Source organism: Streptomyces sp. NPDC031225, from assembly GCF_055570355.1.
The window spans coordinates 150,109-165,469 of the sequence record NZ_JBVIHJ010000015.1; the positions used below are offsets into that span (position 1 = coordinate 150,109).

A 15,361-nucleotide genomic window follows, 5' to 3' on the forward strand; every position below is an offset into this window, starting at 1 on the left:
CACGTACGACGGCGACGGCGACAGGTTCACCGTCCGGCGGGTTCGAGCCATGTGTGTGCTCCGATCCGCCGGACCGGCCGTCACGGCTCGTCGCTCACCGCTTCGGTGCCGAGCCCCTGGTGAAAAAACCCCGGGTGCCGGCGATGTCTGGTCGGTACGGTGTGCGTATTCGCAGTTCAGACCAGTACTCCCACCGTTCTGAGGCCAGTCAACGTGTTCCTGACCCTCACCACCACCGGCACCCCCGAGCGCCCCGCCACCGACCTCGGCTTCCTGCTGCACAAGCACCCCGGGAAGGCGCAGGCGTTCTCCACGTCCTACGGCACCGCGCACGTCCTGTATCCCGAGGCGGACGATCAGCGGTGCACGGCGGCGCTGTTGCTGGAGGTCGACGCGGTGGCGCTGGTCAGGCGCGGCAAGGGCAAGGGCCGCGGCGGCGCCCCCGACGCGGCCCTCGCGCAGTACGTCAACGACCGCCCGTACGCGGCCTCTTCGCTGCTCGCGGTGGCGCTGAGCGCGGTGTTCTCCAGCGCGATGCGCGGAGTGTGCAGCGCCAGGCCCGAACTCCCGGGACAGGCAAGGCCGTTGCGCATCGAGGTGCCGGCGCTCCCGGCCCGCGGTGGTCCGGAACTCGTACGGCGCCTCTTCGAACCGCTCGGCTGGACGGTGACCGCCGAACCGGTCGCGCTGGACACCGAGTTCCCGGAGTGGGGCGACTCGCGCTACGTCCGCCTCGAACTGGAGTCCACACAGCTCACCGTCGCCGAGGCGCTGCGCCATCTGTACGTCCTCCTGCCGGTCCTCGACGACGCCAAGCACTACTGGGTGGCCCCCGACGAGGTCGACAAGCTGCTCAGGGCCGGTGAGGGCTGGCTGCCCGAGCACCCGGAGCAGAAGCTGATCACCAGCCGTTACCTGTCCCGCCGCTGGTCGCTGACGCGCGAGGCGATGGAACGTCTCGAACTGGTGCGGCTCGCCGAGACCGACGACAGCGAGGTCGAGGACATCGACAACGCCGTCGAGGCGGAGACCGAGACCGAGGACAAGCCCACCCCGCTCGCCGTGCAGCGACGGGACGCGATCATCGAGGCCCTGCGCACCTCCGGTGCCACCCGTGTCCTCGACCTCGGCTGCGGACAGGGCCAGTTGGTGCAGGCACTGCTCAAGGACCCGAAGTTCACCGAGATCGTCGGCGTCGACGTGTCGGTGCGAGCGCTCACCATCGCCTCGCGTCGGCTGAAGCTGGACCGCATGGGGGAGCGGATGGCCTCCCGCGTCCAGCTCTTCCAGGGCTCGCTGGCGTACACCGACAAGCGGCTCAAGGGGTACGACGCCGCCGTGCTCAGCGAGGTGATCGAGCACCTGGACCTGCCCCGGCTGCCCGCCCTGGAGTACGCGGTGTTCGGCGCGGCCCGCCCCCGGACGGTCCTGGTGACCACCCCGAACGTCGAGTACAACGTCCGCTGGGAGAGCCTCCCGGCCGGGCATGTCCGGCACGGCGACCACCGCTTCGAGTGGACGCGTGCGGAGTTCCGGGCGTGGGCGTCGGCGGTGGCCGAACGGCACGGGTACGACGTGGAGTTCACACCGGTGGGGCCGGACGACCCCGAGGTGGGCCCGCCCACCCAGATGGCCGTGTTCGGCATGAAGTCCGAGACGAACCAGAAAACCGAGACGACCCACAAGACCCGGACGACCGAGAAGGAGGCGAAGGTCGCATGAGCGAGACACCTACCAAGGGACGGGTGCTCCCCGTCACCGACCTCTCCCTCGTCGTCCTCGTGGGCGCCTCCGGCTCGGGCAAGTCCACGTTCGCCCGCAGGCACTTCAAGCCGACCGAGGTCATCTCCTCGGACTTCTGCCGGGGCCTGGTCTCCGACGACGAGAACGACCAGGGCGCGACCAAGGACGCCTTCGACGTCCTGCACTACATCGCGGGCAAGCGCCTTGCCGCCGGCCGCCGCACGGTCGTCGACGCGACCAGCGTGCAGTCGGACTCCCGACGGCAGTTGATCGACCTGGCGAAGCAGTACGACGTCCTGCCGATCGCCATCGTGCTCGACGTGCCCGAGGAGGTGTGCGCCGCGCGCAACGCGGACCGTACCGACCGGGCCGACATGCCGATCCGGGTGATCAAGCGCCACATCCGCGAACTGAGGCGTTCCGTGCGTCACTTGGAGCGCGAGGGCTTCCGCAAGGTGCACGTCCTGCGCGGGGTGACGGACATCGAGAACGCCACCGTCGTCACCGAGAAGCGCTTCAACGACCTGACCCACCTCACCGGTCCCTTCGACATCGTCGGCGACATCCACGGCTGTGTCGCCGAACTGGAGAGCCTGCTCGGCAAGTTGGGCTACGCCGACGGCGTCCACCCCGAGGGCCGTACCGCGGTCTTCGTCGGCGACCTCGTCGACCGCGGCCCGGACAGCCCCGGCGTGCTGCGCCGCGTGATGTCCATGGTCGGGTCCGGCAACGCCCTGTGCGTGCCGGGCAACCACGAGAACAAGTACGGCCGTCATCTGAAGGGCCGCAAGGTCCAGCACACCCACGGCCTGGCCGAGACCATCGAGCAGATGGAGTCGGTGTCGGACGAGTTCCGGGCCGAGGTGCGGGAGTTCATCGACGGGCTCGTCAGCCACTACGTCCTCGACGGCGGCCGCCTGGTCGTCTGCCACGCCGGTCTGCCGGAGAAGTACCACGGCCGTACCTCGGGGCGGGTCCGCTCGCACGCGCTGTACGGCGACACCACCGGTGAGACCGACGAGTTCGGGCTGCCGGTGCGCTATCCGTGGGCGGAGGACTACCGGGGCCGGGCCGCCGTCGTCTACGGCCACACCCCGGTCCCGGAGGCGACCTGGCTCAACAACACCATCTGCCTCGACACCGGCGCCGTCTTCGGCGGCAAGCTCACCGCGCTGCGCTGGCCGGAGCGGGAGCTGGTCGACGTACCGGCGGAACGGGTCTGGTACGAGCCGGTCAAGCCGCTGAGGTCGGAGGCTCCCGGCGGGCACGACGGCCGGCCGCTCGACCTGGCCGACGTGCACGGCCGCAGGGCCGTGGAGACCCGGCTCGCGGGCCGGGTCGCGGTCCGCGAGGAGAACGCGGCGGCGGCACTGGAGGTCATGAGCCGCTTCGCGGTGGACCCGCGGCTGCTGCCGTACCTTCCGCCGACGATGGCCCCCACCGCGACCAGCCGTGTCGAGGGCTACCTGGAGCACCCGGCCGAGGCGTTCGCGCAGTACGCCGAGGACGGTGTCGCACGGGTCGTGTGCGAGGAGAAGCACATGGGCTCGCGGGCGGTGGCGCTGGTGTGCAGGGACGCGGAGGCGGCCCGCAAGCACTTCGGAGTGGACGGTCCGACCGGCTCGCTGTACACGCGCACCGGCCGCCCGTTCTTCGACGACGAGTCGGTGACGGAGGCGATCCTCGACCGCCTGCGCACGGCGATCGACGCGGCCGGCCTGTGGGCCGAACTCGACACCGACTGGCTGCTGTTGGACGCCGAGCTGATGCCGTGGTCGCTGAAGGCGTCCGGCCTGCTGCGGTCGCAGTACGCGGCCGTCGGCGCCGCGTCCGGTGCGGTGTTCCCGGGAGCGCTGGCCGCGCTCCGGGGTGCGGCGGACCGGGGCGTCGACGTCGGCGACCTGCTGGCCCGCCAGCGTGAACGGGCCGACGCGGCAGGCGCGTTCACCGACGCGTACCGCCGCTACTGCTGGACCACCGACGGTCTGGACGGCGTCCGCCTGGCACCGTTCCAGGTCCTCGCCGTCCAGGGCCGCAGCCTCGCCGCGCTCCCGCACGACGAGCAACTGGCCCTGCTGGACCGCCTGGTGGAGCACGACGGCACCGGCCTGCTCCAGTCCACCCGACGCCTCTACGTCGACACCGGTGACCCGGAGTCGGTGCGGGCGGGCGTCGACTGGTGGCTGGAGATGACCGGCCGCGGCGGCGAGGGCATGGTCGTCAAGCCGCTCGGCGCGGTGGTCCGCAGCACGCAGGGACGTCTGGTGCAGCCCGGCATCAAGTGCCGGGGCCGGGAGTACCTGCGGATCATCTACGGCCCCGAGTACACCCGGCCGGACAACCTCGACCGGCTGCGCAAGAGGTTCCTCAACCACAAGCGCTCCCTCGCGATCCGGGAGTACGCGCTCGGCCTGGAGGCGCTGGACCGCCTCGCCGAGGGCGAGCCGCTGTGGCGGGTGCACGAGGCGGTGTTCGGGGTGCTGGCTCTGGAGTCGGAGCCGGTGGACCCGCGGCTGTGAGCCCGCGGCCCGGGGGGGGGGGAGGGGGGGGGGGGGGGGAGGGAAAAAAGCCCCACCCCCCCCCCAACAAACCCCCCCCACCACCCCCCCCCCCCCCCCCCCCTCCCCCCCGCCCCCCCCCCCCCCCCGGGCCACGGGCCGCGCCCTCACCCCACCAGCCGCAACCGCTCCCGGCAGATCCCCACGTCCACCGTCTGTCCCCAGGTCAGCTCCACCGCGTCCGTCTCCATCCCGTCCCCGAAGGCGATGAGCCGTTCGGACTCGACGGTGAGACGCAGGCGGGTGGGGGCGGGGAGTTCGCCGGCGGTCAGGGAGGTCCCGGTGGCCGGGGACGGCCAGGCCTCCCGGACGAACCACAGCAGGCGGTCCTCCGTCGGACCCGGCAGCCGTAGGCCGCCGCCCCGTTCCTGCCACACCGACCGGAGCCAGCCCGTGGCGCCGGTACCCGTCCCCACCAGCACCCCGGAAGAAGCCTGGGCCTCGACGACACCCCCGTCGCCCTCCAGGCCCAGGCGGTATCTGGCCGTCTGGTGTCCGGCGGCACCCAGGTAGATCTCGTTCAGTGCGACGAGTCGCTGGGTGTCGTCGGCGACGGCTTCGACCATGGTGAGTTCGTCCGCCGCGGTGCCGAGAACCGCCGCCCGGAGCAGCGCGGCGGCCTGCTCGGGGCGGTGGCGCACCAGGATGCCGGGGTTCCGGCCGGGTTCCGTGTCGATGCCCAACACAGGCTGTCCTGACAGGTACTTGGCCGTGTTCGCGACCAGACCGTCCTGTCCGACCACCACGACGACATCCTCCGGTGCGAACAGGAAGCGGTCCAGGTCCGCCCGCTCCACCCGTGCCTGACGCCAGGTCAGGGGGATCGCCGCGGTCACCTCGGCGACGGCCCGCCGGGCGCGGTGGTGGCGTGCGGCGACCTCCTCGATGTCCCGGCCCCGGGAGGAGAGGAAGAAGGCGGCCTGGCCGTGGGTGCCGTGGTGGGACACCAACTCCTCGTACTCCGTGGTGCGGTGGACCAGGACGGCCCGCGGCGCGAGACTCACTCCGGCTCCCGTGCGCCCAGCTTGGCCAGCAGTCCCGTCAGCACGTCCGGTGAGATCGTCACGCTGTCGATGCGCGGCAGGTTCTCCGCGAACCGGGTCCCGGTGAGGGCGTGCAGCGTGGCGACGTCGACGTCGGCGTGCACCCGCAGCCAGGCGGCCTGTGCCTGCGCCTTCGCGTCACCCACCTCGCGTACCCCCTCGGCCTCGGCCCGCGCCAGCCGTACCGAACGCTTCGCCTCCGCCTCGGCCCGCACCGCGTCCGCGGCGGCGTGCTCCTCGGCCTCCCGGCGGGTGTTGGTGCCGCGCTGCTCCACCAACTGCTCTTCCCGGCGGGCGAGTTCGATCTGGCTGTCCAGTTCGTTCTCGGCGATGGCCCGTTCCCGCTCGACGGCAACGGCCCGCCGCTCGTAGGTCGCCCGGTCGGCCTCCTGCTGGATCTGTTCGCGGGCCGGGGTGCGCAGCGCCCGCTCGACCTCCGGTTCGGGGCGGACCGCCATCACGCGAACGGAGACCACCTCGATGCCGGTGGCCGGCAGCCGGGGCTCGGCACCCAGGCCCGCCGTGATCCGCTCGCGCACCGCCGCCACACCGTCGACCAGGGCCGATGACAACGGCGTACGGGCCAGGACGTCCAGCGCGTGCTGCTGGGCCGTCTCCGTCAGCAGCGAGCCGAGCTGCTCCAGCGGGGTACCCCGCCAGACCCCGGTGTCGGGGTCGATCGAGAAGTCCAGCCGGGCGGCGGCCAGCGCCGGGTCGCCGATCCGGTAGGTCACGGTCTCCTGCACCGCCACGTCCTGGAAGTCCGACGTGCGGGCGTGGAACGTCATGGCCAACTCGCGGTCGTCGACCGGCACTTCGGACAGTGCGGCGGTCAGTGCGCGGTACCAGAAGCTGAGTCCGGGGCCGTCGTGCAGCAACGTGCCGCCGCGGTGGTGCCGGATGTGCGCCGTGGGTGCGCCGCGAAGGTGGCGCCAGCCGAGGCGCCGGGTGATGTCGGCCATCGAACGTCCTCTTTTCGTCTTGAAGACGATAACCGGCCGTCCCGTTTATCGTCAAGGGGACGACAACGAGGAATTCCGGTCGGACCGAGGGGTCAACCCGCCTTCTGTTGGCCAGGATGGGGACATGGGATTCCATGTCGACTCCGAGACCGGGCGGCTGCGCCGCGTCATCCTTCACCGGCCGGATCTCGAGCTCAAGAGGCTCACCCCGAGCAACAAGGACGCACTGCTCTTCGACGACGTGCTGTGGGTGCGCCGGGCGCGCGCCGAGCACGACGGGTTCGCCGACGTGCTGCGCGACCGCGGCGTGGCCGTCCATCTCTTCGGCGACCTGCTCAGCGAGGCCCTGGAGGTCCCGGCGGCCCGGTCCCTCGTCCTGGACCGCGTCTTCGACGAGAAGGAGTACGGCCCGCTGGCCACCGACCATCTCCGTGCCTCCTTCGAGTCCCTGCCCGCCGGGGAACTCGCCGAGGTCCTCGTCGGCGGCATGACCAAGCGGGAGTTCCTGGACGCGCACCCGGAGCCGACCTCCGTGCGCTTCCACGTCATGGACCTCGACGACTTCCTCCTCGCCCCCCTGCCCAACCACCTCTTCACCCGCGACACCTCGGCCTGGATCTACGACGGCGTCTCGGTCAACGCCATGCGCTGGCCGGCCCGGCAGCGCGAGACGGTCCACTTCGAGGCGATCTACCGGCACCATCCGCTCTTCCGTGACGAGACGTTCCACATCTGGTCCGAGGGGCAGGCCGACTATCCGTCCACCATCGAGGGCGGGGACGTCCTCGTCATCGGCAACGGCGCCGTCCTCATCGGCATGAGCGAGCGGACCACGCCCCAGGCCGTCGAGATGCTCGCGCACAAGCTGTTCGCCGAGGGGTCCGCGCAGTCGATCGTGGCCCTCGACATGCCGAAGCGGCGGGCCTTCATGCACCTCGACACCGTGATGACGATGGTCGACGGCGACACCTTCACCCAGTACGCCGGGCTCGGCATGCTCCGCTCCTACACCATCGAGCCGGGTGTCGACGACAAGGAGCTCAAGGTCACCGACCACCCGCCGGAGCACATGCACCGCGCGATCGCCGCCGCGCTCGGCCTCAGTGCGATCCGTGTCCTGACCGCCACCCAGGACGTGCACGCGGCCGAGCGCGAGCAGTGGGACGACGGCTGCAACGTCCTCGCCGTCGAGCCGGGCGTCGTCGTCGCCTATGAACGCAACGCCACCACCAACACCCATCTGCGCAAGCAGGGCATCGAGGTGATCGAGATCCCGGGCAGCGAACTGGGCCGGGGAAGGGGCGGGCCGCGCTGCATGAGCTGTCCGGTGGAGCGGGAGGCCGTGTAGGCGGCGCGGGGGAGGCGGCGCGAGGCCGTAGAACGTGTGACCGGACAGCCGTACAGCTGCCTGTATATAAATGTCGAGTGTCGTATAGACTTCCAAGGGTCCGCTTGTCCCGTACCCCTGGAGCGCCCCCATGGCGACTGTCCCGACCGCCCTCGCCGGGCGCCACTTCCTCAAGGAGCTCGACTTCACCGAGCAGGAGTTCCTGGGCCTGGTCGAGCTGGCGGCCGAGCTGAAGGCCGCCAAGAAGGCGGGGGTCGAGACGCGGCATCTGAGCGGGAAGAACATCGCGCTGATCTTCGAGAAGACCTCGACGCGCACGCGCTGCGCGTTCGAGGTCGCGGCGGCGGACCAGGGCGCCTCGACGACGTACCTGGACCCGTCCGGCTCGCAGATGGGGCACAAGGAGTCCGTACGGGACACCGCGCGCGTGCTCGGTCGTATGTACGACGGGATCGAGTACCGCGGAGACAGTCAGCACAAGGTGGAGGAGCTCGCCGCGTATGCCGGGGTGCCGGTGTACAACGGGCTCACCGACGACTGGCACCCCACACAGATGCTGGCCGACGTGCTGACGATGACCGAGCACACCGCGAAGCCGGTCCGGGAGATCGCGTTCGCCTACCTCGGTGACGCCCGGTTCAACATGGGCAACTCCTACCTGATCACCGGTGCGCTGCTCGGCATGGATGTGCGGATCGTCGCCCCGAAGTCCTACTGGCCGGCGCAGGACGTCGTGGAGCGGGCCCGCGCGCTCGCCGCGGAGAGCGGCGCTCGCGTCACCCTCACCGAGTCGCTGGAGGAGGGGGTGCGGGGGGCGGACTTCGTCGCCACGGACGTCTGGGTGTCCATGGGCGAGCCGAAGACGGTCTGGGACGAGCGGATCGCGGCCCTGTCGCCGTACGCCGTGACCATGGACGTGCTGCGGGCGACCGGGAACGCGGACGTCAGGTTCCTGCACTGCCTCCCGGCCTTCCACGACCTCGGTACGAAGGTGGGACAGGAGATCTTCGAGACCCACGGCCTGGAGTCCCTGGAGGTCACGGACGAGGTGTTCGAGTCGGCCCACTCGGTGGTGTTCGACGAGGCGGAGAACCGGTTGCACACGATCAAGGCCGTGCTGGTCGCGACGCTGGCGTAGTCGGTCCACTGTCGGGTGCGCGCCGGTGGGGGCTGGTCGCGCCCGCGCGGCGGTAGCCGCAAATTCAACACAGCCCCGTGCCCCTGGGTGGGTTTGGTCATGCCGGGTGCCATTGCCGAGGTACCGATGGCAGCCTGAACCACACCGCCTTGCCCGTTTCTGTGGGGCGGTGGCCGCACGACGAACTCAGCGCCCTGATCAGGAGCAGGCCCCTGCCGTGTTCCTGCCAGGGGTCCGGGTCCTGGGTGTCCGGCTGGGTGAGATGGCCCGGGGGAGCCGGGTCCGGGTCGTGCACCTCCACCTGACAGCCGGTGGGGAGCAGCTCGACCACGAGCTCTATGGGGGTGTCGCCGGCCGTGTGCTCCACGGCGTTCGCCACCAGCTCGGCCGTCAGCAGCTCCGCGGTGTCGCTGTCCGCCCCGTGCTCCAGCTCGGCCAGCGCGGTGCGGACCAGAGCGCGCGCCACGGGCACGGCCGCGGCGGAGTGCGGCAGCGCGATGCGCCAGGAGGCGGAGGCTGAGGGGCGATCTTGCAAGGCGGTTCCGTTCATGAGCAGGCTGTCCTGCTTTCAACCGTATGAATGGTACGGCGCCGTCGGCGGGTCGGTCCGGCGGGCGCCGTACGGGACCTTCGGCCCCGTTGGCAGGCGGCTTACCCGTAGCAACGGCTTGCCTCCCACCGCCGATCCCGCCGTTGCCCGTCTGTCGACGAGCCGTGACGGCTGTGACGGGTCCAGGTCACATCCGCAGGCTTCTATCGCGCACTCATGACGACAGTCAAACTTGGGTGATAACTTCGAGGGAGAGCGCACCTCGCACTTCGCCCGAGCACGAGGAGGCCGCACGATCATGAGCCCCTTCACCGGCTCCGCCACTCGCACCCCCGACTGGCAGCACCTGCGCGTCGACCTCGCCGACGGCGTCGCCACGGTCACCCTCGCCCGCCCCGAAAAACTCAACGCGCTCACCTTCGGCGCCTACGCCGACCTGCGCGATCTGCTCGCCGAGCTGTCCCGCGAGCGTTCCGTGCGGGCCCTGGTCCTGGCCGGTGAGGGCCGCGGCTTCTGCGCCGGCGGCGACGTCGACGAGATCATCGGCGCGACCCTCGCCATGGACACCGCCCAGCTTCTCGACTTCAACCGGATGACGGGCCAGGTGGTGCGGGCCGTACGGGAGTGTCCGTTCCCCGTGATAGCGGCCGTGCACGGGGTGGCGGCGGGGGCGGGGGCGGTGCTCGCCCTGGCCGCGGACTTCCGGGTGGCGGACCCCTCGGCCCGGTTCGCGTTCCTGTTCACCAGGGTCGGCCTGTCCGGCGGCGACATGGGGGCGGCCTACCTCCTGCCTCGCGTGGTCGGCCTCGGCCATGCCACACGTCTCCTCATGCTCGGCGAACCGGTCCGCGCCCCCGAGGCCGAGCGCATCGGCCTGATCAGCCAGCTGACCGAGGAGGGCGGCGCGGACGAGGCCGCCTCGGCCCTGGCCCACCGCCTGGCCGAGGGCCCGGCACTGGCGTACGCCCAGACCAAGGCCCTGCTGACGGCGGAGCTGGACATGCCGTTGGCGGCAGCGGTGGAAATGGATGCGGCCACCCAGGCCCTGCTGATGAACGGCGAGGACTACGCGGAGTTCCATTCGGCGTTCACGGAGAAGCGACCGCCGAAGTGGCAGGGGCGTTGAGGATGCCGACGCCACGCCCGTCCGGCCACCCCCTGCGCGTGGCGGTCATCGGCGGCGGCCCGGGCGGACTCTACGCGGCAGCCCTGCTCAAACGCCTGGACCCGCGCAGAGAGATCACCGTCTGGGAACGCAACGCCCCCGACGACACCTTCGGCTTCGGAGTCGTCCTCTCCGACGAGACCCTGGGCGGCATCGAGCACGCCGACCCGGTGGTTTACGAGGCCCTGCAGGGCGAATTCGTCCGCTGGGACGACATCGACATCGTGCACCGGGGCGTACGGCACACCTCCGGAGGCCACGGTTTCGCCGCCCTCGGCCGCAAGCGGCTCCTGGAGATCCTGCACAACCGCTGCCGCGCCCTCGGTATCGATCTGCGCTTCCGCACCGAGGCCCCGCCCGACCTGACGCGGACCCACGATCTGGTCATCGCCGCCGACGGCGTCAACAGCGCCACACGCGAGACCCACACTCATGTGTTCCGTCCCCATGTGACCTCGCACCACTGCCGCTACATCTGGCTGGCCGCGGACTTCGCCTTCGGAGCCTTCCGCTTCGAGATCGCCGAGACCGAACACGGCGTGATGCAGCTGCACGGCTACCCCTACTCCCGCCCGTCGCCCGACCACCACCCCTCAACGAGGCCCTCCGGGCCGCAGAATCCCGGCGCCTCCACAGTGATCGTCGAGATGCGGGCAGAGGTCTGGCAGGCGGCCGGATTCGCGGACCTCGACGAGAACGAGTCGACCGAGCGCTGCGCCAAGATCTTCGCCGAAGCGCTGGGCGGCCGGCCGCTGAGGTCGAACCACTCGGCGTGGACGACCTTTCGCACCGTGACCAACGCGCACTGGTCGCACGGCAACGTCGTGCTGCTCGGCGACGCCGCCCACACCGCCCACTTCTCCATCGGCTCCGGGACCAAGCTCGCCGTCGAGGACGCCCTCGCTCTCGCCGCCTGCCTGGAGGAACAGCCGTCACCGGAAAGCGCGTTGGCGGCCTACGAAGCGGAGCGCAAACCCGTCGTCGCCTCCACGCAACGCGCCGCCCGCGCCAGCCTGGAGTGGTTCGAGAACCTCGGCCTGTACCTCGACCAGCCGCCCCGTCAGTTCGCCTTCAACCTGCTCACCCGCAGCCGCCGCGTCACCCACGACAACCTGCGCCTGCGCGACACCCACTTCACCGGCGCCGTGGAGCGAGAGTTCGGCTGCGAGCCCGGTACGCCCCCGATGTTCACCCCCTTCCGGCTGCGCGGCCTGACCCTGCGCAACCGGGTCGTCGTGTCGCCGATGGACATGTACTCCGCCACCGACGGCCTCCCCGGCGACTTCCACCTGGTCCACCTGGGCGCCCGGGCGCTCGGCGGTGCCGCACTGGTGATGACCGAGATGGTGTGCGTCTCGGCCGAGGGCCGGATCACGCCCGGCTGCACCGGCCTCTACAACGGGGAGCAGACCGAGGCCTGGAAACGGATCACCGACTTCGTGCACGCGCGGTCGCCGGGCACCGCGATCGGTGTGCAACTCGGACACAGCGGCCGCAAGGGCTCGACCAAGCTGATGTGGGAGGGCATCGACGAGCCGCTGCCGGACGGCAACTGGCCCGTCGTGGCGCCGTCCCCGATCCCGTACAGGCCCGGCAACCAGACCCCTCGCGAACTCAGCACCACCCAACTCGCCGACGTCCGCGAGCAGTTCACGGAAGCCGCCAGGCGTGCCGACCGTGCCGGCTTCGACCTCCTCGAACTGCACTGCGCGCACGGCTATCTGCTCTCCGGCTTCCTCTCCCCGCTGACCAACCGGCGCACGGACTCCTACGGCGGATCGCTCACCGGCCGGCTCCGCTTCCCCCTCGAAGTCTTCGACGCCGTCAGGGCGGTGTGGCCCCGGGAACGGCCCATGACCGTCCGCATCTCCGCCACCGACTGGGCCGAGGGCGGCAACACGGCCGAGGACGCGGTGGAGATCGCCCGCGCCTTCGCCGCGCACGGCGCCGACGCGATCGACGTGTCGACCGGGCAGGTCGTGGCCGGGGAACACCCGGAGTACGGGCGGTCGTACCAGACGCCGTACGCCGACCGGATCCGTCACGAGACCGGCGTCCCGGTCATCGCGGTCGGTGCGATCTCCTCCTGGGACGACGTCAACTCGCTGATCCTGGCCGGGCGTACGGACCTGTGCGCACTGGCCCGCCCGCACCTCTACGACCCGAACTGGACCCTGCACGCGGCCGCCGAGCAGGGCTACGACGGCCCCGGCGTCGTCTGGCCCGACCCGTACCGTGCGGGCAGCCGCCGCCCGCAGACCGGACGCATGGACGCCCCCAAGCCCCGGCTCGCCCTGGGGACTTGAAGAAGGAGGAACGCGCCGGTCGGATCGGTGGAGGGGCACATGATGTGCCGGGGGTCACAACCCGGCGAAGCCGGCCCCCGCGTCCCGCAGCCGTTCGTGCAGTCCTCGGAACACCGCCGCCGCCCGCTCGCCCGGCCAGCCGTCCGGGAGCAGCGGGGCGGGCAGGCCGGGGTCGGCGTAGGGCAGGTGGCGCCAGGAGTCGAGGGTGAGGAGGTAGTCGCGGTAGGCCTCCTCCGGCGGGGTGTCGGCCCGGTTCTCCCAGTCGTGCAGCACGCGCGCGTGGCGGTCTAGGAACGCCTCGTGCTCCTTGGCGATCGCGGCCAGGTCCCACCAGCGGGCCACCGCCTCGACGGTCGCCGCGAAGCCGAGGTGCTCGCCGCGGAAGAAGTCGACGTACGGTTCCAGGCGCAGCCGCTGGAGCGTGTGCCGGGCCTCCTCGTACAGCCGCGCCGGGGCGATCCACACCCCGGGAGCCGCCGTGCCGAAGCCGAGGCCGGCCAGCCGTGAGCGCAGCACATGGCGTTTCTGCCGCTCCGACTCCGGCACCGAGAACACGGCGAGCACCCAGCCCTCGTCCTCGGGCGGGGTTGCGGCGTAGATGCGCCGGTCGCCGTCGTCGAGCAGCTGGCGGGCCTCCGGCGACAGCTCGTAGCCGGCCGAGCCCTGTGCCGTACGGGCCGGCAGCAGCAGCCCGCGCCGTTTGAGGCGGGACACCGACGAGCGTACGGAGGGGGCGTCCACGCCGACCGCGGCCAGCAGCCGGATCAGCTCGGCGACGGGTACGGCGCCGGGTACGAAGCGGCCGTAGGCGCCGTAGAACGTGACGATGAGAGACCGTGGTGCATGCTGGTCGGACACGTTGATCATCTTAGGTCGTGTGGATCACTGCTGGTCACCATCGGTGCGCAGTCTGAACCGCTGGAGTTTTCCGGTCGCCGTCCGCGGCAGGGCGTCCAGGAAGACGATCTCGCGCGGGCATTTGTAGGGCGCCAGTTCGGTCCTGACGAAGGCGCGCAGGGCGTCGGCGTCCCGTTCGGCGCCCTCCTTGAGGACGGCGTAGGCCACGACCACCTGCCCGCGCGCCTCGTCGGCCCGGCCCACCACGGCCGCCTCGACCACCTCGGGATGGCGCAGGAGCGCGTCCTCGACCTCCGGCCCGGCGATGTTGTACCCCGCGGAGATGATCATGTCGTCCGCGCGGGCCACATAGCGGAAGTACCCATCGCTCTCGCGGACGTATGTGTCGCCGGTGATGTTCCAGCCGTGCCGCACGTACTCGTGCTGGCGGGGGTCGGCGAGGTAGCGGCAGCCGACGGGGCCGCGTACGGCGAGGAGGCCGGGCTCGCCGTCGGGCATCGGCTCGCCGTCGGCGTCCTGCACGCGCGCGTGCCATCCGGGTACGGCCAGCCCGGTCGTCCCGGGCCGGATCTGCTCGTCGGCCGCGGAGATGAAGATGTGCAGCAGCTCGGTGGCGCCGATGCCGTTGACGATCCGCAGCCCGGTCCGCTCCTGCCAGGCCCGCCAGGTGGCCGCGGGCAGGTTCTCGCCGGCGGAGACACAGCGGCGCAGGGACGAGACGTCGTGCGCGTCGAGCTCGTCGAGCATCGCGCGGTAGGCGGTGGGGGCGGTGAACAGCACCGAGACCCGGTGCTCGGCGATGGCCGGCAGCAGCTGCTTGGGGTGGGCCTGTTCGAGGAGGAGGGAACTGGCGCCCGCGCGCATCGGGAAGATCACCAGGCCGCCGAGTCCGAAGGTGAAACCGAGCGGAGGACTGCCGGCGAACACATCGTCCACATGTGGTTTGAGCACATGCTTCGAGAAGGTGTCCGCTATGGCGAGCACATCCCGGTGGAAGTGCATACAGCCCTTGGGGCGTCCGGTGGTGCCTGAGGTGAAGGCGATCAGCGCCACGTCGTCGGCCGCGGTCGTCACGGCGGTGTACGGCGTCGCGGGCGCCTCGCGGTTCAGGAGGTCGTCGGGGCCGTCGCCGCCGTACGTGGTGATCCTCAGGCCTGGTATCTCGGCCTTGGCGAGGTCGTCGACGGCGCGTATGTCGCACAGGGCGTGCTCTATGCGTGCGATCTCGCACATCGTGGCGAGTTCGTGCGGCCGCTGCTGGGCCAGCACGGTCACGGCGACGGCGCCCGCCTTCAGTACGGCCAGCCAGCAGGCCGCGAGCCAGGGTGTGGTCGGGCCGCGCAGCAGGACGCGGTTGCCCGGGACGACCCCGAGGTCGTCGGTGAGGAGGTGCGCGAGCCGGTCGACCCGGGCGCGCAGTGTGCCGTACGTCCATGTGTCCCCGGCGGGGGTGTGGAACACCGGGCGGTCGTCGGCCGGGCCCGTCAGCAGCTCGGCGGCACAGTTCAGCCGATCGGGGTACCGGAGCTCCGGCAGGTCGAAGCGGAGCTCCGGCCACTGGTCGGGGGGTGGGAGGTGGTCGCGCGCGAAGGTGTCGACGTGGGCCGAGACGTTCATGGCGGGTCGCCCCCTGCCGTGTGGGCCGCCCTGTGGGCGTCGATGGTGGGCTCGCACAAGGAGCGTATCGTGT

Annotated in this window: 11 protein-coding genes; 6 read left to right on the forward strand and 5 right to left on the reverse strand. The window is 71.3% G+C overall.

What is annotated here, in order from left to right:
- Positions 1-213 precede the first annotated feature (213 nt).
- Together ACZ48Z_RS25385 and ACZ48Z_RS25390 are read left to right on the forward strand one after the other, a co-directional pair.
- Positions 214-1,722, forward strand: a complete 1,509-nt coding sequence (locus ACZ48Z_RS25385; protein ID WP_468738165.1) for a 3' terminal RNA ribose 2'-O-methyltransferase Hen1 — start codon at positions 214-216, stop codon at positions 1,720-1,722.
- A complete protein-coding gene (locus ACZ48Z_RS25390; protein ID WP_468738166.1) occupies positions 1,719-4,262 on the forward strand; it encodes a polynucleotide kinase-phosphatase in 2,544 nt (847 codons plus the stop codon). Before ACZ48Z_RS25385 ends, ACZ48Z_RS25390 begins: the two co-directional genes overlap by 4 nt.
- 146 nt (positions 4,263-4,408) lie before the next feature.
- On the opposite strand, the gene ACZ48Z_RS25395 is transcribed toward ACZ48Z_RS25390, so the two are convergent.
- Entirely contained in the window at positions 4,409-5,305 is an 897-nt protein-coding gene (locus ACZ48Z_RS25395) for a hypothetical protein (protein WP_468738167.1), read from the reverse strand.
- Complete coding sequence (locus tag ACZ48Z_RS25400; protein ID WP_468738168.1) at positions 5,302-6,306, reverse strand: SPFH domain-containing protein; 1,005 nt, start codon at positions 6,304-6,306, stop codon at positions 5,302-5,304. The genes ACZ48Z_RS25395 and ACZ48Z_RS25400 overlap by 4 nt, the downstream gene beginning before the upstream one ends.
- Positions 6,307-6,430: 124 nt before the next feature.
- Between ACZ48Z_RS25400 and ACZ48Z_RS25405 the strand changes: the two genes are divergently transcribed.
- Together ACZ48Z_RS25405 and argF are read left to right on the forward strand one after the other, a co-directional pair.
- The gene (locus tag ACZ48Z_RS25405) at positions 6,431-7,654 is read left to right on the forward strand and encodes an arginine deiminase (protein WP_468738169.1); all 1,224 of its coding nucleotides are present in this window, start codon (positions 6,431-6,433) and stop codon (positions 7,652-7,654) included.
- Positions 7,655-7,784: 130 nt separating this feature from the next.
- A complete protein-coding gene (gene argF / locus ACZ48Z_RS25410) occupies positions 7,785-8,792 on the forward strand; it encodes an ornithine carbamoyltransferase (protein ID WP_468738170.1) in 1,008 nt (335 codons plus the stop codon).
- A gap of 97 nt (positions 8,793-8,889) precedes the next feature.
- Here the strand turns inward: argF and ACZ48Z_RS25415 are convergent, their stop codons facing one another.
- Complete coding sequence (locus tag ACZ48Z_RS25415) at positions 8,890-9,342, reverse strand: ATP-binding protein (protein ID WP_468738171.1); 453 nt, start codon at positions 9,340-9,342, stop codon at positions 8,890-8,892.
- Positions 9,343-9,640: 298 nt separating this feature from the next.
- Here ACZ48Z_RS25415 and ACZ48Z_RS25420 point away from each other — a divergent pair, with 298 nt between their 5' ends.
- Positions 9,641-10,468, forward strand: a complete 828-nt coding sequence (locus ACZ48Z_RS25420) for an enoyl-CoA hydratase family protein (RefSeq protein WP_468738172.1) — start codon at positions 9,641-9,643, stop codon at positions 10,466-10,468.
- A 2-nt stretch (positions 10,469-10,470) separates the two neighbouring features.
- Positions 10,471-12,813: a bifunctional salicylyl-CoA 5-hydroxylase/oxidoreductase gene (locus ACZ48Z_RS25425; RefSeq protein WP_468738173.1), complete on the forward strand. Its 2,343-nt coding sequence runs from the start codon at positions 10,471-10,473 to the stop codon at positions 12,811-12,813.
- A gap of 54 nt (positions 12,814-12,867) precedes the next feature.
- Here the strand turns inward: ACZ48Z_RS25425 and ACZ48Z_RS25430 are convergent, their stop codons facing one another.
- Together ACZ48Z_RS25430 and ACZ48Z_RS25435 are read right to left on the reverse strand one after the other, a co-directional pair.
- Positions 12,868-13,680: a PaaX family transcriptional regulator gene (locus ACZ48Z_RS25430; protein WP_468738174.1), complete on the reverse strand. Its 813-nt coding sequence runs from the start codon at positions 13,678-13,680 to the stop codon at positions 12,868-12,870.
- Between the two features lie 15 nt (positions 13,681-13,695).
- On the reverse strand, positions 13,696-15,288 hold the full coding sequence (locus ACZ48Z_RS25435) for an AMP-binding protein (RefSeq protein ID WP_468738175.1): 1,593 nt from the start codon (positions 15,286-15,288) through the stop codon (positions 13,696-13,698).
- Positions 15,289-15,361: the final 73 nt, after the last annotated feature.